Below are 20,582 nucleotides of genomic sequence, written 5' to 3'. Positions count from 1 at the left end.
TGAACTACTAAGGCGGATACACCATGGCAGAGCAGTACAGTAAAGAAGATGAAATCGCCATTCTGGATATGATCAACAAATGGGTGGAAAACGAAGTCCGGCCCATCGCCCAGGAATACGATCAGGCCGATAAATACCCGCATGAGCTGGTTGCGCAAATGAAAGAGCTGGGCCTGTTTGGTGCCACTATTGGCCAGCAGTATGGTGGCCTGGGTTTGCCAGCGACCATCTATGCCAAAATTGTATTAAAGGTGGCCTCCGCCTGGATGGCACCGAGCGGCATTTTTAACTCTCATCTGATCCAGGCCTCCGCCATAGAACGGGCTGGTACAGCAGCACAAAAAGAGCGCTTTTTACCGCGGATGGCCAGCGGTGAATTACGCGGTGGTGTAGCCCTGACCGAACCCAATGCCGGTACTGATTTACAAGCTATACGTGCCACCGCGGTGCGCGATGGTGACCACTATATTCTGAACGGCACCAAAACCTGGATCACCAACTCATTAAACGGTAACTCACTGGCCGTATTGGTAAAAACCGACAGCAGCATTCAACCGGCGCATAAAGGCACCAGTATGTTTATTGTCGAAACCAAAGACGGGCAAGGCAATTTTAAGCCTGGTATTAAAGTGTCGAAGCTGAAGAAAATGGGTTATCGCGCTATTGATACCTGTGAGGTGGTGTTTGAAGACTGCAGAGTGCCGGCGGCCAATCTGATTGGTGAAGTGGAAGGCCAGGGTTTTGTGCAGGCTTTAGGTGGGCTGGAATTAGGCCGTATTAATGTGGCCGCCCGCGGTGCTGGTATAGCGCTGGGGGCGATGGAGCTGGCGGTACGTTATGCGCAGGAGCGTGAAGCTTTTGGCAAAGCCATTGCCAATCATCAGGCCATTCAGCTGAAGCTGGGTGAAATGGCGGTGCAGGTGGAAGCAGCCCGTTTGCTGATTGAGCAGGCGGCGGCTAAGTACGATGCGGGCGAACGCTGCGATATGGAAGCTGGTATGGCCAAGTTCGCTGGTTCTGAAGCTGGTGTGTTTTGTGCCAACGAAGCCATGCGTATTTTTGGTGGTTACAGCTACTCGGTGGAGTACGACATTGAGCGCTACTACCGCGACGCCATGCTGATGTGTATCGGCGAAGGCACCAATGAGATGCAGCGCATTATCATTGCCAAACAATTGATTGAACGTTACAAAATTTAACGGCGGAACTCAGTATGAAAACATTGCCGCTGCAGGGCGTTCGCATTATTGCGGTTGAACAATATGGCGCCGGGCCTTATGGCTCGATGTTTTTGGCTGATCTGGGCGCGGAGGTGATCAAAATTGAAAATCCGGCCATAGGCGGCGATGTGTCGCGCCAGACCGGGCCGTTTTTTCTGGGTGACAACGACAGCTACTTTTTCCAAACCTTTAATCTGAACAAAAAGAGCCTGACGCTGGATTTAAAGCAAGCCTCAGGCCGGCGTATTTTTGAGCAGTTGGTGCAAAGTGCCGATGCGGTCACCAATAACTTACGTGGTGATCAGCCTGACAAGCTGGGGCTAACCTATCAGGCGTTAAAGCAGATCAATCCGAAAATTGTCTGTGGTCATTTGTCGGCCTATGGCCGCGACAACGACCGCGCCAACTGGCCTGGTTATGACTACTTAATGCAGGCCGAAGCAGGCTTAATGTCGTTAACCGGCGAACCTGGCCAGCCACCGGCCCGTTTTGGTGTGTCTATGGTCGACTTTATGACAGGGGCTGTGGCTTCGCTTGGGCTGACTGCCGCGCTGTTGGGGGCGCATCGCACCGGCCAGGGCCGCGATGTGGATGTGTCGTTGTTTGATGTGGCTTTGCATCAGTTGTCGTACCCCGCCACCTGGTATTTGAATCAGGGTCATGTCACAGAGCGGCTGCCGCGTTCAGCCCATCCGGCTACTGTGCCTTGTCAGCTGTATAAAACAGCCGATGGCTTTATTTTTCTGATGGCGATGACCGACAAGTTCTGGCAGGTGCTGACCGATCTGCTGGCAGAGCCAAAGCTGAAACAGCCGCAATTTGCCTCCTTGGCACTGCGGCGTGAACAGCGTGATGAGTTAACCCGCGAACTGGATGCGGTGCTGAGTACTGAACCGACCGCTTATTGGCTGGAGAAGCTCAAAGGCCATATTCCTTGTGCGCCTGTGCTGGACTTGCCGCAAGCCCTGACCAACCCTTATATCCGCGATATTGGCATGGTGCGCACAGTGCCACATCCGCAGCAGGCGGATATGCAAATTCTGGGTTGTCCAATCAAAATCGACGGGCAGCGCATGGCAGGCAAGGCGGCAGGTGAGATGGGGCATGACACGCAAGCGTTGCTGGCTGAGCTTGGCTACAGTGCGGAACAAATCGCTGCTTTGCGTGCTGAGGGCGCCATTTAGCCGGGCTCTGTAGTTGCAGGCACGACGGTGCTGATGATGTGATGATTCAGGAGAATAACTATGAAATTGCAAGGGATCCGGGTATTGGATTTATCGCTGTTCCTGCCGGGGCCGCACTTTACCATGATGATGGCCGACCATGGTGCCGAAGTGATAGCACTTGAGCCTGCCGGTGGCGAGCCGGTGCGCGCTATAGGGTTGAAGCAAAATGACCAGTCGGTGTGGTTTCGTAATGTGTTTCGCGGTAAAAAAAGTATCAATCTGAACCTGAAATCAGACGATGGCAAAGCTGCCTTTCTGAATTTATGTGAAACCGCAGACGTGCTGGTGGAAGCCTTCCGGCCCGGTGTGATGAAACGGCTGGGGCTGGATTACGACACCATCAAAGCTGTTAACCCTGGTATTGTTTATTGCTCTATCTCCGCCTATGGCCAGACCGGGCCAAAAGCGCTGCAACCTGCACATGATTTAAGTATTCAGGCCGACTCAGGAGCGGTGTTTATTAACGAAGGTCAGGACGGTAAACCGGCAATGCCTGGCATGCCAGTGGCCGATATGGCAGGCAGCCTGATGGCTTTTTCCGGCGTATTGATGGCGCTGTTGAAAAAACAGCAAACTGGCACAGGCGATTACCTTGATATTTCGATGCAGGATTCGCTGGTAGCCTGGTATGCCAATGTGATGGGGCCACCTTTTGCACAGCAGCGTTCTGCCGTTGTAAAACAAGAACGCAGCTGGGGCGGTTCGGCTTTTTATCAGATTTACCAAACGGCCGACGCGCATTATCTGACGCTGGGCGGCAGTGAATTGAAGTTTGCCGAAAATCTGCTGACGGCACTTGGCAGACCCGACTTGCTGGCACTGTGCAAGTTAAGTCCGGGGCCTGAACAGGATCCGGTGAAAGCTTTTTTACGCGATACTTTTTTAAGCCAGCCTTTAGCACATTGGCAGCAGTTTCTGGCGCAGATTGATTTGTGTTGGGCACCGGTGCGTGGCTTGAACGAGGCCATTCGCGACCCGCATTTGCAGGAACGCGGCATGCTGCTGACGGATGAAGAAGGCAGTTTGCACCTGGGTGTGCCGATTAAATACAAAAATGAACCTGCCAGACCGAATTTTCGCTTACCGCTTTTTAGTGAACATACCAAACAGCAACTGACAGCACTGGGTTACAGCGATGCTGAGATTGATCAGATGCAAGCCAAGGGGGCTTTTTTAGGTTAAAGCTGTCGCATTTTTAGTTTTTAGATCAATACCAGTCAAAGCATAAGCCCAAAATCAACAGCGGATTTAGGGCTTATTGCCTTAGACCCGCTATCAAAGGCTCAGAAAAATAGTTCAGTAAAATTAGCTTAACGTTTTGTTTTATTATGACTTTTTTTATCCGGACATCTTTCAATAACCCTGAGCAATATGTTATTCAAATAATCTTTGCGTTGAACACAATTTGTTCGTTGACATTTGATATATAATGATATCATTATAACAATGAGTCGAGCCAATGCAGTATCGGTTACGTCCAAAAATAAAAATTAAAAATGCAACATTGGGAAGGTGATCCTATGTCAACAACATCATTCAGGTTAGGGTATCCGATACTGCTAGGTGCGCTTGTTATGGACGGTTTACAAGCACAGGAGCAACAGGTTGAGGAACCAGCAAAGCAACAAGAATCAGTTAAGCAAGATGAATCGGCAGAAGCCATTGAACGAATTATAGTGACAGCACGTTTCAGGGAGGAGTTGCTTAATAAAATCCCTGTTTCCGTTAGCTCCTATAGTGGTGAACAAATGGTCCGTACCGGGCTTCGTAATGTCAACGACATTATCGATGCCACACCGGGCGTCACCTACGACTCTATAGGTGGTATGGCGTCAGGTAGTCCTGTTATCCGTGGTCTGGCGCAGCCAGGTCTGGTAGGAGATGAAACGAACGTTGCGGTCTTTATTGACGGTGTGTATGCGTCGGGGCGCGATGCAACTTTTCTGCCTTTTGGCGGATTACAACGTGTTGAAGTAGTGCGTGGACCTCAGTCTGCTATCTACGGTCGCAATGCTTTTGCTGGTGCGATTAACTACATTACTAAAGACCCTACAGACAAGTTTGAAGGTGGTATTGATACCTCAGCTGGTACTCACAGCATGCACAACGCGCATTTTTATGCCAGTGGTGCCTTAACTGAAAATTTCAAAGCCAGACTGGATTTAAGCGACTCCAGTTCAGGATCAACTATCCGTAACACCAATACCATCACCGGTGAAAAGATAGATGACCGCCGGCTGGGTGAATCTGACAACGAAATGGCTCGTTTAAAACTGGTCTACGATACTGACACCACCAAAGTAAGTTTGGCGCATACCATTATTGATACCAAAGAATCCCCACGCGCTACTGCACACGTAAAGCACAATGCCGGCTATGGTATCCGTAACGTCAGCCAGGAATTGGGGGTATTGATTAAAGGGGTGCATGTAAATCAGAACGCGCAAACCGGCCAATGGGAATTTATTGCCCCCTGGGTTTATACTGGCGATCCGCAAAAATACATAGGTGTGGTTGATAACGAGCTGTGGACAGAGAGCTTTGCTGGTGTAGCTCCTGAAGCAACAGGCACTAAGCGTACGGCTGACCGCACTAGCCTGGTTGTTGAACAGAATCTGGAAGAGTTTTCTATCACTTATCTGGCTGGTTTCAACAGCTCAGAGTATGACATTAGTCTGGGGCAATTGAATAACTATGCTGGTATGGCCGTATTGCCAACCGCAGTGGTTCAATCTTTACCCTTACCAACCAAACCAGCTTATGTGCAAACATCATCGTCTGCTGCAAGCGGTTTAACTTTCTTCACTGGGCTGCAGGGTTACGATGTGGGTGGCCAGCCTAATGATGACAGACAGGAATATAGCCATGAATTGCGCTTTACTGGCAGCCACAACGATATTGATTGGGCGACAGGGGCGTTTTACAGCAAGCTGAAGCTGGAACAGAGCACGAATATGGGGGTTATAGGCGCCGATCCTTATTCAGCTATGATCCTGAACGCTTTTGGCAATGGTTATGAAACCAACGGTTTGGCGATGTTGCAGGGCACTTATTACGATACGGTGACTAAGTCGGTCTTTGGTTCTGCTGAATTTAGCTTAACCGAAAAACTGACCACGGCGCTGGAAGGCCGCTGGACCAATGAAGATAAATTTGCTGATAACCATACGGACAGCCGTGCGCCTGGTATTTTGTTCCCAACAGGTGAAATGGATGGTTCATGGAGCTACTTTACGCCTCGTCTGACCTTTGATTATGACGCCAACGAAACGACTCTGTATTACGTCAATATTGGTAAAGGCGCTAAGTCTGGCGGTTTAAACGGCTCTGCTGAAGGTGAAGAAATGACCTTTGAACCAGAGCAAAACTGGACGTACGAGGCAGGTATCAAATCTTTCCTGTTTGATAGCAAATTACGCTTCAACTTAGCTGCTTATTATATTGACTGGGATAAGCAACAAGTGCGCGATTTCTCTACATTGGGTAATCAGGCCAATGCAGTACCAGCTGTAATAGTAACCAACCTCGGTAAAACTGAAGTGGAAGGTATAGAGCTGGATGGTCGTTGGCAGATCACGTCGAACTTCGGCTTGAATTTTGCGGCGGCATACAATGATGCCTCAGTGGTAAAAGGTGGTTTAGGCCCTGAATTTGGTTTCCTTGATTATGAAGCTCAGGGCATGAAAGGAACTCCGTATACAGTCACTCAAACTGCAACAGTCGTCAGTACTACTCCGCCGCGATTTGGTGTGGTTGGCCAGATCCAGGTACCGCCGCCTGGTACTCTGGTATCTGACGGTGATGTATCAGGCCGTAAAATGCCTCGTACGTCAAAGGTTACAGCTAAGTTGAGCGTTGACTACGTGCGTGACTGGGGCTTTTTAAACAGCTTTTCTGAGTTGTCAGTCAGTTATCGCTCCAGTCAATATCTGGATGCGTTAAACCTGACCGAGTTACCTTCGTCTCATACAGTCAAAGGCACTATAGGTCTGGAAACCAGAAACATTCGTCTGAGCGTTTTTGTCGACAATATCACCGACAATGATACGCCTTCAGGCGGCTATCGTAAGTACTTGTGGAACAGCAAACCTCAGTTTGTGGTTGAACCGCGCATGGGACGTATGGCTGGTGTGAACTTCGCTTATAAGTTTTGATCCTGGATTCTCCTCTGGAATTGCCCTGGCTTAAGTCGGGGCTTTTTTTTAGCTCTCGCAAATTAGGCTTTATTCAGCGTGGTAAACCACATAAAGAAAGCGCAAAGCCACAGTCTCCGGGCATAGTCCCGGACTCAAATCTACAGTTTGTGGTCTTCATTGGAGTTCTCTGGCTGGGGGCGGTCAAAGCGCTTGCTGTCGCTGCTGCCAGTCAGGAGCAGAGGATTTTTACTGGCTACCCTTTGTGATTGGTATCCGCTGCGTTGCAGACTGAGCCGCTGGCAGTGTCATTTTGCTTAACCCTAAGGCTGTCGTTAGCGCTACTGCTGTCAGCAAAGTTAAAGCCATGCATTAAAGCTGGCTGATGGTTGCTTGGTGGGGGAAAGGTTGGCTGCTTAATCCTGCCATTACTGAATATGACTGGATTAAGCAGACACTGTTCGGGTTGAGAACAACATTAAGTGCGGGGATTAAGGCGCAGAATAAAAGCGTTTTTCGGTATGCAGTAAAGCGGCAATAAATACCACTTCAGCGAAGTTACCTAACAAAAAGCCATAGGTAAAAGCCACGCTGGCGGCATTGATGATAAAAATAAACAACGCACCGGCAAACAACCAGTACCAGCCGGTTTTACGCCACAGATAGCCAGCCCAAATCATCAGAAACAGGTTGGTAAAAATAGTGCCTAAAGGCGGCGTTTTACTGACAGAAGCAAAACGCTCCATCACACCAAACAGGTGATCGCTCATACCTACGGTTTTGCTATTGAGTTCCAGCATCAGAATTTCATACCAAATGCCGTAGGTTAAACAGCATAGGGTGACCAGCAAAAATAAAACTTTCACCCAGAGCTGGCGAATTGCAGGCAGTTGCAGATGGCGCAGCAGGCTGAACATATAAATACTGAGCAAAGGCAAGACAGTACCGTGGATCCACCAGCGTGGGTAGCTCCAGGCTTTTAACCAGTCGGCAGCTCCATACAAGGTATTGAGCAGCAAGGCTGAATTGTCGTACAACACTCCGGCCAACAGAGCTCTGAGTATCCAGATCCGTAGTGGGGCACTGGCGAAGGTAAAAGAAAAGCGCATCAAAGCAGCATGAGCCAGTAAATAGCCAGCATAGATGACTGTCAGCGGCATAAAGATTCTCCTGAACGTTATTATTTTATAAACAGGCTGGCAAAGCCCTGAGTGGCCTTAGTGATTTGATTTTGCTGCAAAAATTCCGTGGCTTTTGGGTCTTGTTTAACATAGCTGTTCAGAAAAGCAATGGAGACAGACTGTAACAGTTTAAATTGTGCCAACTGTGGTGCCTGATCACGCTTTGGTCTGCAGATCAGATTGCCGTAGTAATGGTCGGCACCTGCGATGACCAGCGCGTACTGATCACCGGCAGGTGCAGTCTGGTGTGACATTAAATGCAGTTTATAGTCAGGGAAAAAGCGTGGTTCCACATCCCAGGTACCTGTGGTGACCAGCATAGGTTTGTCGATGGATTGCCAGCTCTGCTCTGTGATTTCATCAAACATCGGGCCTGGCGGTGATATAGCCAATACGGCTTTTACCGCCTGCGGTTTGTCCAACAGCTGCTGCACTGGCCGCTGGCGTTTTTGCTCTGTATCAAACAGAGTGGCGCCGGCAAACAACTGTGCGGTATAAGCTCCAAATGAATGGCCAGTAATGGCAATGGTGTTGTGATCTAAGCTGACCTGCGCCGGTAACAGTGCATCCAGTTCAGCCGGGTGGTTCAGCAGCAGGGCTATATCCTGCACTCTTTGTTCAATCAGCTTTAAATTGCCATACCGCAGAGCTGCCAGAATGCCGGACGCCATACCGCAGCAGTCGTCGTGGTTCAGGCTCAGAATGGCATAACCATGTTTGGCCCAATGTTGTAACAGTGGTTCGTATTGCAATTGATCCGACCAATTGCCATGTGAAAACACCAACAACGGATACTGCCCAGGCTGAGCAGGGGCAAGCAGCCGGACTGACAGCTCGCGTTGTTGCACCTTTATTGTCTGAACCTGCGAATCCGACAGCGCTATATCGGGCGCTGTTACGCCGTATAAAGCAGAGATCTGCGGTTCTGTCAGCGGCAACTGTCCAGGATCAGGTAAAGGCACGGGCTCTTTGCTGCACGACATTAAAAACAGCAAAACACCGCTAAGCAGCAGTGTGCGACAACGGGCTGTTTTATTCACTTCGTGGCTCCTGTTGCAAAAAGTTCAGTAAATCCTGCAGGCTTTGTGCTGGTTGTTCCAGAGCCAGCACATGGCCTGTTTTGGGATAAATCCGGGTTTCTACCCGCACTGATTTGGTTAAATGCTGTTCAAAGGAGGCGGTCAACGCGACGGGCAACTGTGGGTTATTTTCGCCCCACTGGATCAACACCGGTGCAGTAATTTGCTCCAGCTGTGGTGCTGCGCCACCTTCCTGAAACTGGCGAATACGTTGCATTTCAGCGGCTCTGTTGCCACTGCGGCGAAATGCGTTGTGAAAATCGTCTTTGATCTGAGCTGTCAGCTGGTGTTTGTCATACACCATCCATTCCAAAAAGGCATCAAAGCCCATTTTAGGCAACAAATACAGCAGATAGTCGGCCCAGCCGGGCAAATCCTGACCACGTCCGCCCCTGCTGTCGGCTTTGCGAAAACCACCGGAGTTTTGCAGCACAAGGCTCGTTACTTTTTCCGGATAAAGTGCAGTGAAGGCAATGGCAATATTGCCACCCAATGAACTGCCCACAAGCACGGCTTTATCGATATTGAGCTGTTGCAACAGACCATGCAGTAAGGCGACATCACGCGCCGTGCTGTAGTCATTATCCAGCGCCGGACCTGTCAGACCATGCGAGGTTAAATCATAACGTATCACCCGGAAATGCTGGCTGAGTGGCTGCGCCCAGGCATCCCACATGTTCTGGGTAAAAAAATGCGAATGCAGCAGCACAATCGGCTGCCCCTGGCCTTGATCCTGATAATACAGCGGTTGGCCATCCACCATTGCCAGTTGCATTTGCCCGGCCTGATACTTTTCCAGCATGGTTTCTGCCGGGATATCTGTATAGCGCAGCAGCACATATCCGACATAAGCGGCTACCAGCAGCAAAATGGCTGCGAAAAAACCTAAAATCCAGCGCCACATAGTTGCTCTCCACCTTAGCTGATTGATTTTCCGGCGGCTAATTGCAATTGCCGCCATTTGTGTGCTCTGCCACCTGTTGCCTGAGCTGTTAAGGTACCGGCCAGATGACCGGCCATAAACAGCCGTTCTGCGTCTATCCCTGTATCCAGCCCCATTTGCTCGAGCATCATCACCAGATCTTCGGTCGCGACATTACCTGTTGCACCAGGTGCAAAAGGGCAACCGCCCAAGCCACCAATACTGGAGTCAAAGTGACGAATACCACTGTCCAGCGCTGCTGCAACGTTGGCCATGCCCATAGCTCTGGTGTCATGAAAATGGCAAGCCAGCGGAGTGTTCTGGCCCTGGCTGTGCAAAGCGGCCAATAGCTGTTTTACGCTGGCCGGATTCGCTGCACCTATGGTGTCGGCCAGTACCAATTGGTTGGCACCTATCTCCTGCAGTTGGTGTTGTAAGCGTTGGACTGAACTGACAGGAGTTACGCCCTCAAAGGGACAATGCCAGGCCACGGCTATGCAGGTCAGCACATCAACCTGATCAGCTTTGGCCTGAGCCAGTATTTCTGCCAGTTGCTGCACGCTGCTTTCTATACTTAACCGCACATTTTTCTGGTTCATAGTTTCAGTGGCGCAGACCACAAATAACACCTGATCAGCACCAGCCTGTTGCGCCAGCTGATAGCCTTTGAGGTTAGGCACCAGCACCTGCAGTCTGGTATCGGGTTTGCGAGGTACAGCCGCCAGTACCTGATCGGTATCTGCCATAGCAGGCACAGCTTTAGGGGAGACAAAAGCTCCTGCCTCAATTTGCTTTACGCCCGCATCAATCAAAGCGCTGATCAGTAACACGCGCTCTCTGACTGTCAGTATTTTGCTCTGGTTTTGCAGGCCATCGCGTGGCCCTACATCGGTAAGGTAAACCCTTTCTTTGGCCATCTGCTTGCTCAGTTGATAATTTGTTGCTGGCGTAATGACTCGATACTGTCCTGCGGCATGCCCAGCAAGGTGCGCAATATCTGTTCTGTATTCTGACCAATATGGGGCGCCGGACTAAAGCTGTCTTCGTCAGTGCGCGACAATTTAATCGGGTTGCCTGGAGCTTGTGTTTTAGCGCCATCCGGATGGTAAATATCCACCACCATATTGCGATAACGCACCTGAGGATCATTCAGCGCGTCGCTGAATTTGTTCACTGGCGCACAAGGAATACGGGCTTGTTCCAGTAAGGTGATCCAGTGCTTGTTGGTGTTGGTGGAAAAAATGGCATTGAGTGTACTGTCGATAAAGTCTTTATCGGCATAACGGCCTGGCTGGCCGTCGTATTTGGCGTCGGCAAAAGCCTCCACATCAACCACTGTTTTCAGGTTTTGCCAGAAGTTATCCGTAATAACGGCGACAATAATATGCCCATCCTGGGTTTTGTAGCTGTTATAAGGCACATGCACAAAATGGCCGTTGCCGATGGGAAACGGATTTTCGCCGGATAAAAAGTGCATAGTGGCCATATAGTTCAGCAGTGAAATTTGGCAATCGAGCATGGAAATATCCACATGTTGGCCTTTGCCACTGCCAAAGCGCTCAATCAGTGCAGCCTGAATACCCATCACAGCAAACATGCCGCCGGCTAAATCGCCAATAGGAATACCTGCTCTGAGTGGCGTATCTGGCGAGCTTCCTGTGATAGACATACCGCCACCGCAGGCCTGAGCCACCTGATCAAAAGCCGGACGATTTGCTCCCGGGCCTTCAGAGCCAAAACCGGTAATAGTGCAGGTAATAATAGCGTCGTTGTGCTGGCGCAAGGTTTCATAATCTATCCCCAGACGTTGCGGGACTCCGGGGCCAAAGTTGCTGACGACCACATCGACCTGCTTCACCAGTTGATAAAACAGCTCTTTGCCTTGTGCTGTTTTCAGATCCACTGCCACTGAGCTTTTATTGCGATTGAGGGTAATAAAATATGCGCCAAAGCCGTGCAGTGAATTAGCAGGATCTGTAGCCAGTAATTTGCGGGTACCTTCGCCCTGCAAAGGTTCTACTTTGATCACATCTGCGCCCATGTCGGCCAACAACATAGTGCCGTAGGGGCCAGACAACATGTGAGTGAGATCGAGTATTTTTACACCGGCCAGAGGTTTGTTCATAGCAGCACCAGTAATTATGAGTCATTGGTATAACTTTATATCAATTGAGTTTATATGTAAACAGCAGATCGCTTGGCCATTGGCTTGTTAGCGGTTAAAGCTGTTGTTTTGCAGCGACTTTTTGTATCAGGTTAAGCACTAGCCTGTAGCACAGCAGCAGGGCCAGTCCAAGCAGAGTCAGCAGGATCACACTCAGATAGAGTGCGCCCGGTACGCGGAAAATTTCAGTCAGGCGTTGCCAATGCTGGGCGTAATAGCCAAGCATCGCCAGTACAAAACCCAGTTGCCACAGCACTATGGTACGGGGACGCCAGCCCAGACCATAAATTTGCGTGACTATAAATACCACCATAAAACCAAAGGCAAACATTTCAGGCTTGCCACCCTGCAAAGACAGCCAGGCCACCACAGCACCATGCACCAGCACAAAGCTTTCCAGCAGCACTTTCCAGTATTTATCAGTATGAAAGCGGGTGAAAAACAAGCTGCCTTGTAGCAGCAGTAACAAGGTGTAGAAATTACCTAGCAGGTGCCCTGCTGTCATTTCTATAGGGTGAAACCAAAAGGTAAAAATAATGGCCCAGGAAAAATAGTAGCCGTGGTAGCGTTTTATGCTGTCGCGTAGTCTGTCGATCAGTGGCAGCTTTTTACCAAAGACTAAACCCCGTCTTTGATGTTCCAGCATTAACACCAGTACCAACAATAAAATGACAGCAAATTGTGGAATGAATACATGCACATCCTGTGCTAAACCGTCATAGCTGAATTTGGTTTGGGCTATATGCAGCAGCACAAAAAACAGGTTCACCGCAATGGCCTGCAGATTAAAGCGATGCAATCTGGTGCTGTAGCCTGGTTTTAATTGTTGTGCGCGGTAAATTAAATACCAGATGGCCAACTGGTGGCCGACAAAGCAGATCCAGGGCAACAGCCTGCTAAGCAGACTGGGCTCTGGCAACTTCCAGTAATACCAGGCAAAACCGGTATCAGGCAGAAAATCGATATGCGCGCTATAAGGGCCGACGAGCAGCATCAGGCCGGTCAGTAACACGCAAACAAAGATGGCTACAGGCAATGAAAACCGCAGTACTTTGTGTTTTATCGATTCAGAATTCTTCAAGCAGCCGTCCTTGTCCGGTAATTTTGTCGTCTATGCCGCAGCTGCGCAGCGCATGCCAGACTGTCGCCACGTTGATAGGTAAAAGTGGCTTACCAAGGATATGCTCGAAAGTAGGAAACAGATCAACAGTGGATAAATTAGTGCCACATTGCACTATGGCATCCACATGATCTGCATCCACTTCATAGATAGCGTCTATCACGTCTTTAATGGAGGTTTCGGCAATAGCAGTAGCGGATGGCCGGTTTAAGCCTTTGACTTTATGTACTTTAAAACCAATATCCGAGAAAAAGCGGATCACGTTGTCATCGCCGACCTGAGGGTAGGGCGTGATCACCGAAATGGTTTTAGCGCCAAATTTTTCCAGTGCCATCCGGGTCGCAGTGGCGCCTGTGGTCAGGCCTATATCACCAATTTGATCGCGGATTTCCTGTTCAAAGCGGATATTGCCTTCCAGTCCGCCCCAAAAGGTTTCAGCGCTCATGCCCAGCATAATATGCTTCACATTGGCGCTTAATACATTGCGCACTGCGTAAGGGATTTCTGCCCGCATAATGTCGAGAAAACGCTCAAATACGGTGTTTTCGTTGTCACCGGTTTTGGCCACTTCGTCGGCCCAATTGCGTAATTCGATCCAAAAACGGGAAGGGTGCCAGGTGACACCGTCCAAGCCGAAGCGTTGTAAATCGTATTCCACTCCGGTATTGGTGGATGGAATGATCACGCCAATTTGAGCGCGACGGGCAATCTGATAATTTTGCATGCTACACCTTTGAATGTTTTGAATTTGCTGCAGATCTGGCCATTGTTATGCCTGTTGTAAACTTTCGCGCAGGCTGCTGAACATGGCGCGTTCCATAATAAAAGCTTTGGCTTTCACCGGATCGGCAGCCGTTTCCATAAACCATTGCTGGCGTTTGGCCTGCAATTGCGGATCTTTGGTCTCCATCAGCTGTTTGTTCTGAATGGTATGCTGCTGCACAAACTGCACTGCTAAATCTTTGCGCTGACGCTGGTATTGCGCCAGCAAGGCCCCGGCATCGGCGCCTTGTTTTAAAATGGCGGTTAGCTTTTCTGCCAGATTAAACGCATCATGCAAGCCACCATTCATTCCCATGCCACCCAGTGGGTTATTGATATGAGCGGCGTCGCCGGCCAGTATGACCCGGCCCTTCACATAGTGCTCAGCTACCCGCTGATGCACGTTGTACAAGGTGCGATGGCCAATTTGATAGTCACCGGCTTTGGCATGCAGATGCTGCAGTCTGGCCTGAATAAAGTCGTCGGTCAGGTACTTATCGAGGTTGGTTTCTGCCGGATCGGTGGGCCATAACACCCGCCAGATTTTTTCGGTCCGCAGCAACACACACCATTCGTCCGGATCAGAGATGTAATTGACATAAGATAAGTTGTCGAACACCTGTTCAAACGGAAAAGGCGTGCTGACCACCAGAAACTTCTCGTCGTAAGTAAAACCTTCGTAGCCTATGCCCGCCACTTTACGGACTTTACTGGAGGCACCATCGCAGCCGAGTAAGTAGCAAGAGTTCAGAATTTTTTCACCATCGCTGGTCTGTACTTTGACGCTGACACTGTCCTGATGTTGCTCGAAATCCACCACTTCATGGCCAAACAACAATTGGGCGCAGGGATAGTTTTGCAGCTCTTTTGCCGCCAGACGGGTCATTTCATACTGTTCAAGTTGCAGCCTGAACGGAAATTGGGTTTCGTCTGCGATCAGGTTCATATCGAACTCAGCTACATCACCATTTTTGCGGTCGCGGTACTGATAACGTTGTACTTTCAGGCCCTGAGCTATCATGGCTTGCGCTATACCCAGGCTATCGAGCATTTCCAGCGAAGGTGGATGAAAAGTCGAAGCGCGCAAATCCACCGGCAGCTGCTGGTGTTTTTCCAGCAGGATCACTGGAATATTTTGCCGGGCCAGATAGAGTGCTGATAAACAACCAGCCGGACCGGCTCCGGCTATCACAACAGGTAAAGCAGACATCATAAATTCTCGCTTATTAAGATAATTGCTGAAGAATGTTGTCAGTACTGACCACATCGGCATATTTAGCGTGCATATCAAACAGATTGGCCTGATGGGCGGCTGGATTGCGATCGCCAACCGCCTCTGCAGGCACCTGCACCGGAAAATTGTGCTGCATAGCATCCAGCACTGTGGCCCGCACGCAGCCACTGGTGGTCAGGCCTGTGACTACCACAGAATCGACACCCAACTGGCGTAACTGGCTGGCTAAATCCGTGTTAAAAAACGCACTGGCGCCATGTTTTTTAATCAGCACTTCACCGGGCAGCATTTTTAATTGCTCATCCACCTGCACCCACACCGAATCTGGTGTCAGCAGGTTCAGCGCTGGGATCCGGGCGCGAAATACATGGCCTGCATTGCTGTCTTCGTACACCACAGTGGTAAAGAACACAGGTAAGCCTTTGGCGCGAAACGCTGACAGTAAGTGCTGGTTAGCAGCAACTACGTCCGGACAGTGGCTGCCGAGCGGACAGGCCGGGTCGGTAAAGCCGTTGATCATATCAACCAGTATCAGGGCCGGCTGTTTGCCCAGCGGTAAACTACGACGCACCAGATCCATCGACGGAACTCCTAAGGCAAAAATCAATAATGAGTTGGCTGACTTGTGCAGCAGCCTGTTCGCAGACATAGGTACCAAAGTCACCTATGTCTGCCACCTCGGCATGGCGCAATAAGGCCTGACTGGCGGGCAGCGCAGTGCGCAAAGCATCGCGTTGCCCGGCAAAAAGTAAAGTCGGGCAGTTGATCTGTGCCAGTGCACTGGCAAAATTATGGCTGACAACAGCGCGGTATAAAGCCGGGTAACCTTGCGCCAGTTGCAGTGCCGACAGACTTTCCCGCAATGAAACTGACAGCGCCACACTCTGGTCTTTGTTACGGATAAAGTGCCAGAGTTCAGTTAAAAACTGCCCCGAGTCTTCGGCTTTGGCTGGCAGGTTGAAGCGCTGTAATTGCAGCTGTTGTGCCGCCGACAACAAAGGTGGCCCTGATAACACCAAAGCCACTGCTTGCGGCCAGTGATAGGCCACCAGTTCAGCCGCCACGCTGGCGCCGGTATGATGGCCAAACAGGGACAAAGGCCGCTCTGCCAGCTTAAACTCAGCATTTAGTGTGGCGGCGATGCTGGCGGCAATCGCCTCGATACTGTAGTCGTTCAGTGCATCTGATTGTCCGCAGCCAGGCAAATCTGGCGCAATACAGAAAAACTGTTTGCACAGCAGCGGCATCATTGCTTCGTACATCACACTGTGGCTGGGTGCCTGGTGCAGCAAGACCAGAACAGGTGCATTGCTGTTACCGCAGTAGCGGTAATGTAATTGGCCTGATGCCATGTCGGCATAGCCGCGGCGGATAGTGGCAGGGCTGCTCATAGCGTTTCGTTCAGCTCCATACTGATCCACTTCAGCTCGGTAAATTCTTCCGTGGAGTAGGCGCCACCGCTTCGGCCTATACCCGAGAGTTTGCTGCCACCAATAGGGGCCAGCGCATTACTCTGGAAGGCGTGCATACCTATATGCACTGAGCCTGCGTTGATTTGTTTAGCGGCCTGCAGGGCTGCATTGAGGTTGGTGGTCAGTACCGCAGACGACAGGCCGTACTCGCTGTCATTTACCTTATCGATACCATCGGCTAAATCTGTGGCTCTGACCACACAGAGCACAGGGCCAAACAACTCTTCGCGCCAGGCGCCGCATGTCGCAGGTGTATGCAGTAACACTGTTGGTTGGAACACCAGCCCCTGATGGGGTTTGCCGCCTGTCAGTACGCTGGCGCCTTGTGCTATGGCTTCATCGACATAATGCTGAACTTTGTTCAGTGCATTTTGGTTGATCAAAGGGCCATACTGGGTTTTTTCATCGCGTAAATCACCCAGCCACAGCGCTTCTGCTGCTTGCTTGAGCGCACTGACAAAATCGTCAAAAATTGCGTCTTCCACTACAGCTCTGCTGTTGGCCATGCAAATTTGGCCGCTGTGGGTAAAAATACCCTGTGCCACTATATGAGCCGCTTTGACCGGGTCGACATCATTGAGTACCAGCACTGCACTTTTACCACCCAGTTCCAATTGGGTTTTCACCATACGTTTGGCGGCAACAGCGCCCACTTTTTGGCCAGTGGCGGTGGAGCCGGTCAAGGCAATACAGTTGACTTTTGGATGGTCGGTTAAAGCGGCGCCGCATTCAGCACCAAAACCTGTTAATACCGCCAGAGCTTTGGCCGGAATACCGGCTTCCAGCAAAATTTTGCCGTACTCCAGCGCGATAAGCGGCGTTTCTTCGGATGGTTTAATCACTATGGCATTGCCGGCTGCCAGTGGAAAAGCACTCATTTTGCACAGTAATGACAGTGGAGCATTGTAAGGTGACACTACCGCAACTACACCAATTGGCTGGCGAAACACCATCGAAATCCGGTTTGGGTTGTCGTTTGGAAAGGTATCGCCATACAGGCGACGGGCTTCGCCGGCAGCTGTGCGCAATAAGTCCACTGTGTAGCGTATTTCATTGCGCGCTTTGGTAATAGTAGAGCCGCTTTCGTCAATCAGCAGATCAAGCAGACGCTCCATGCCTTGTTGTTCCAGCAGATCCGCCGCTTTCAGCAGGCAAGCTTCCCGGCGCGAAGGCGCCAGTGCAGACCACTGTGTAAATCCTTCACAGGCCAGTGTCACGGCTTTGTCTACATCCACAGCTGTAGCCATAGCAGCTTGTCCTATTACCTGGCCATCCGCCGGGGCTAACACCGCAAAGTAGCCGCCATTTGAGGCCTGGCAGGACTGGCCGTTGATCAGTAATTCGCCGCGAATCATCCTGCCACTCCTATCACCCTGGTGCCCTGGAAGAAGCTGAAGGTTTCCAGCGCACCTTCGTCACCCAAACCACTTTTGCCCCAGGCCGGTCTCGGAGCCATAGGGTTTAGGTTAAACAGGCTGACGGCATTAATTTTCACCATGCCCGAGCGGATTTTATTGGCAACTTGCCAGGCTTGTTTTTCTTCTCCAAACACATAAGCAGCCAAACCATAAGGGGTTTGGTTGGCCAGTGCTATGGCTTCGCTTTCGCTGTCAAAGGTATGCCAGCAGGCGACAGGGCCAAAAATTTCTTCCAGGGTTTGTTCTGGCGCTAATCCCAGTACAAGAGTAGGGGATAAGAAGTAGCCGGTATCAGCTAAGCTGGGATCTGCAACTTTAACAGGCTGCAGCACCTGCGCACCCAGTTGACGATAAGACTCAATAGCTTGGGTAATATGCTGCCAATGGGCTTTATGCACCAATGGGCCCATCTGGGATTGTTCATCCAGTGAATTGCCCAGCACCACCTGTGTGAGTCGGCTGAGCACTTTCTCCAGCAATGCCGAACTTATCTCCTGATGCACCAGAATACGGCCCAAAGCGCGGCACCACTGTGCATTCATGGTTGTCATTCCTGTGACTATAGCTGCAGCGGCCTGATCAAGTTGTGCGCTTTTCAGCACCACTAAAGGGTTGTTTCCGCCCAGTTCCAGTTGAACCGGTTTTATCTGTTCCCCACAGCTGCGGCCTATGGCTGCGCCGCCCTGGGCTCCGCCGGTAAAGGATACACAGGCCACTCTGTTGTCATCGACCAACAAGGCGCCTACTGCTGCGTTGCCATGCAGCAACTGAAATACGCCAGGAGGTAAATCAGCTTCAGCAATAGCTTCTGCGATCAGTTGGGCTGAGCCGGCTGCCCATTCTGAAGGCTTAAAAATGACACAACAGCCTGCAGCCAACGCACTGGCAATTTTATGGCAGGCGATGCCTGAAGGTGCGTTCCAGGGAGTAATAATGGCGGCCACACCTAGTGGAAGGCGTTGTATGGCAATATCACTATAGTTACCCGGCATATATCTCACAGATCCATGGCTTCGCAGTATGTCTGCAGATGCACGAAAAGCTGCAGCGCATATGCTTGCGACCTGACGGGTTAACTGGATCACGACGCCGTTTTGCAGCGAATCCAGTTGTGCTATCTGTTCTTTTTTCTGCTCCAGCAGCTGTGCTATTCGTAACAGGTAGGCAGCGCGTCGTTCGGGGTCAAGGCAAGACCAGTCGTTTGCATCAAAAGCCTTACTGGCTGCTTCCAGTGCTTGTTCTGCCTGAATTTTGCTGCTGCTGGCCTGATAGCCTGTCAGTTTGGCATTATTCGGGTTGGTCAGAGCGACAGTTGTGGTTTCTGTCGCACACCAGTGTCCGGCTATGTAGTTTTGAAAAACAGGTAAGGTACTCATGGTGCTTTTACACCAAACTGAGCTTGTTCGTAACCATCGGTTTCCATTTGTGCGGCCATCAGGCGACCCCGTTCCGCAGGGAAAGCTTGCACCAGCGCCATTGCCATGTCGCGTAAACCTTTGGCCGCTGGGCTCTGGTTGTTAGTGCCGGTAGTGCCGAGGCATTTCAGTGCATTTACCGCCAGTTTAAAGCCATATTCTGCAACCTGGCCTTTGCATAAGCGCCAGCGTTTAACGACTTCGTGTTTTGGTAAAATTTCTGGCTCTGCCGTTTCCAGCTCTAACTGGCGACGTAACCAAAGGGTGGCGGTTTCCAGATCCGCCATCATTTCGCCGATCAGTTGCTGATGCATAGGAGAGCTGGCGATAGTGGCGTCGCTGTCACCAAATTTACTGCTGGTGAGGATCTTCAGAGTGTCGCGGTAGATGGTGACGGCCTGGCCTAAATACACGGCTATACCAGCGAGCTGGTTACCGACAAAACTGCCGCGGCTCATTTGCATACAGCGGGTAAAGGCGGCAGGTACTGTCAGGGCGTCGTGGTCAGCCACAAAGACATCTTTGAGGATCAAACCATGAGTGGCGGTACCGCGCATGCCCAGCGCATCCCATTTTTGCCGCTCGCTGACGCCTTCTGCGTCGCGGTCAATAAAGAAAGTACAAAGACCACTGGCGTCGTTGTAGCCTTCCAGGCTGGCTGTCACCAGATAACGGTCAGCAACCCCTGTGGCACAACCAAAACTTTTTATGCCGGACAACAGGTAGCCACCGGCCACTTTGACTGCTTTCGTGCTGATGGTAATAGCTGCAGTTTGCGATTTTACGGTTTCGCTGGCGAAATTAGCCAGCCATTGACCATCGCGTCCCATGCTATACAGTACTTTTTCGGCAAAGGCTTTGACCAGTGGAATTTCCTGTTCAGTAAACAAACCTGCTTCAATTGCTTCCAGTGCTAACAAACCACGTGAAGCGGACGAGCAATGGAAAAAATAGGCCAGCGCAGTGGAAGGGCAAACACTGCCTATCGCGAAAGTGGCCGCTGCCAGATCACGCAGTCCGCCGCCGAGACCACCGTATTGTTCCGGAATAATAAGGCCAAGTAAGCCAGCCTCACTCAGGGTTTTGACATGGCCCGGATAAAAACTACCATCACGATCAACCTGAAGAGCTACTTCTTTTAACGCCGGTAATACCGCTTCAACTTTGGCGGCCCGGACTTTTTCAGCAGCCGACATCCGTTCGACAAACTGCTCTGCTGTTAATTTCATCATTATC

17 protein-coding genes are annotated in these 20,582 nt (G+C 50.6%); 4 read left to right on the top strand and 13 right to left on the bottom strand.

Features of this window, described 5'->3' with window-relative positions:
- Positions 1 to 23 precede the first annotated feature (23 nt).
- The 4 genes from EK374_RS15435 to EK374_RS15415 all read left to right on the top strand — a co-directional run bounded on the left by EK374_RS15435 (position 24) and on the right by EK374_RS15415 (position 6,600).
- A complete protein-coding gene (locus tag EK374_RS15435) occupies positions 24 to 1,199 on the top strand; it encodes an acyl-CoA dehydrogenase family protein (protein WP_127025442.1) in 1,176 nt (391 codons plus the stop codon).
- Positions 1,200 to 1,213: 14 nt separating this feature from the next.
- On the top strand, positions 1,214 to 2,404 hold the full coding sequence (locus EK374_RS15430) for a CaiB/BaiF CoA transferase family protein (protein WP_127025440.1): 1,191 nt from the start codon (positions 1,214 to 1,216) through the stop codon (positions 2,402 to 2,404).
- 60 nt (positions 2,405 to 2,464) lie between these two features.
- Complete coding sequence (locus EK374_RS15425) at positions 2,465 to 3,628, top strand: CaiB/BaiF CoA transferase family protein (protein WP_127025438.1); 1,164 nt, start codon at positions 2,465 to 2,467, stop codon at positions 3,626 to 3,628.
- 338 nt (positions 3,629 to 3,966) lie between these two features.
- A complete protein-coding gene (locus EK374_RS15415; protein ID WP_164731891.1) occupies positions 3,967 to 6,600 on the top strand; it encodes a TonB-dependent receptor in 2,634 nt (877 codons plus the stop codon).
- A gap of 470 nt (positions 6,601 to 7,070) precedes the next feature.
- Here the strand turns inward: EK374_RS15415 and EK374_RS15410 are convergent, their stop codons facing one another.
- The 13 genes from EK374_RS15410 to EK374_RS15350 form a co-directional block, all read right to left on the bottom strand.
- Entirely contained in the window at positions 7,071 to 7,739 is a 669-nt protein-coding gene (locus EK374_RS15410; protein ID WP_127025432.1) for a hypothetical protein, read from the bottom strand.
- Positions 7,740 to 7,759: 20 nt separating this feature from the next.
- On the bottom strand, positions 7,760 to 8,800 hold the full coding sequence (locus tag EK374_RS15405) for an alpha/beta hydrolase family protein (protein ID WP_127025430.1): 1,041 nt from the start codon (positions 8,798 to 8,800) through the stop codon (positions 7,760 to 7,762).
- Positions 8,793 to 9,743, bottom strand: a complete 951-nt coding sequence (locus EK374_RS15400) for an alpha/beta fold hydrolase (RefSeq protein WP_164731890.1) — start codon at positions 9,741 to 9,743, stop codon at positions 8,793 to 8,795. Before EK374_RS15400 ends, EK374_RS15405 begins: the two co-directional genes overlap by 8 nt.
- A 14-nt stretch (positions 9,744 to 9,757) precedes the next feature.
- On the bottom strand, positions 9,758 to 10,678 hold the full coding sequence (locus tag EK374_RS15395) for a hydroxymethylglutaryl-CoA lyase (protein WP_127025426.1): 921 nt from the start codon (positions 10,676 to 10,678) through the stop codon (positions 9,758 to 9,760).
- 8 nt (positions 10,679 to 10,686) lie between these two features.
- Entirely contained in the window at positions 10,687 to 11,886 is a 1,200-nt protein-coding gene (locus EK374_RS15390) for a CaiB/BaiF CoA transferase family protein (protein ID WP_127025424.1), read from the bottom strand.
- A 94-nt stretch (positions 11,887 to 11,980) separates the two neighbouring features.
- On the bottom strand, positions 11,981 to 13,006 hold the full coding sequence (locus EK374_RS15385; protein WP_206099221.1) for a hypothetical protein: 1,026 nt from the start codon (positions 13,004 to 13,006) through the stop codon (positions 11,981 to 11,983).
- Entirely contained in the window at positions 12,993 to 13,769 is a 777-nt protein-coding gene (locus EK374_RS15380) for a maleate cis-trans isomerase family protein (protein ID WP_127025422.1), read from the bottom strand. Before EK374_RS15380 ends, EK374_RS15385 begins: the two co-directional genes overlap by 14 nt.
- A 45-nt stretch (positions 13,770 to 13,814) precedes the next feature.
- On the bottom strand, positions 13,815 to 15,020 hold the full coding sequence (locus EK374_RS15375; RefSeq protein WP_164731889.1) for an FAD-dependent oxidoreductase: 1,206 nt from the start codon (positions 15,018 to 15,020) through the stop codon (positions 13,815 to 13,817).
- Positions 15,021 to 15,033: 13 nt separating this feature from the next.
- A complete protein-coding gene (locus EK374_RS15370; protein WP_127025418.1) occupies positions 15,034 to 15,621 on the bottom strand; it encodes an isochorismatase family protein in 588 nt (195 codons plus the stop codon).
- Positions 15,602 to 16,432 (bottom strand): alpha/beta fold hydrolase, encoded by an 831-nt coding sequence (locus EK374_RS15365; RefSeq protein ID WP_127025416.1) that lies wholly within the window; start codon positions 16,430 to 16,432, stop codon positions 15,602 to 15,604. The genes EK374_RS15370 and EK374_RS15365 overlap by 20 nt, the downstream gene beginning before the upstream one ends.
- Entirely contained in the window at positions 16,429 to 17,868 is a 1,440-nt protein-coding gene (locus tag EK374_RS15360) for an aldehyde dehydrogenase family protein (protein ID WP_127025414.1), read from the bottom strand. The genes EK374_RS15365 and EK374_RS15360 overlap by 4 nt, the downstream gene beginning before the upstream one ends.
- A complete protein-coding gene (locus EK374_RS15355) occupies positions 17,865 to 19,307 on the bottom strand; it encodes an aldehyde dehydrogenase family protein (RefSeq protein WP_127025412.1) in 1,443 nt (480 codons plus the stop codon). Before EK374_RS15355 ends, EK374_RS15360 begins: the two co-directional genes overlap by 4 nt.
- Positions 19,304 to 20,575, bottom strand: a complete 1,272-nt coding sequence (locus tag EK374_RS15350; RefSeq protein WP_206099220.1) for an acyl-CoA dehydrogenase family protein — start codon at positions 20,573 to 20,575, stop codon at positions 19,304 to 19,306. The genes EK374_RS15355 and EK374_RS15350 overlap by 4 nt, the downstream gene beginning before the upstream one ends.
- Between the last annotated feature and the right edge of the window lie 7 nt (positions 20,576 to 20,582).

Source organism: Rheinheimera mangrovi (assembly GCF_003990335.1).
Lineage (GTDB): Bacteria > Pseudomonadota > Gammaproteobacteria > Enterobacterales > Alteromonadaceae > Pararheinheimera > Pararheinheimera mangrovi.
Note: the sequence above shows the minus strand (reverse complement) of the source record. Positions and strands in the feature narration are given on the sequence as shown.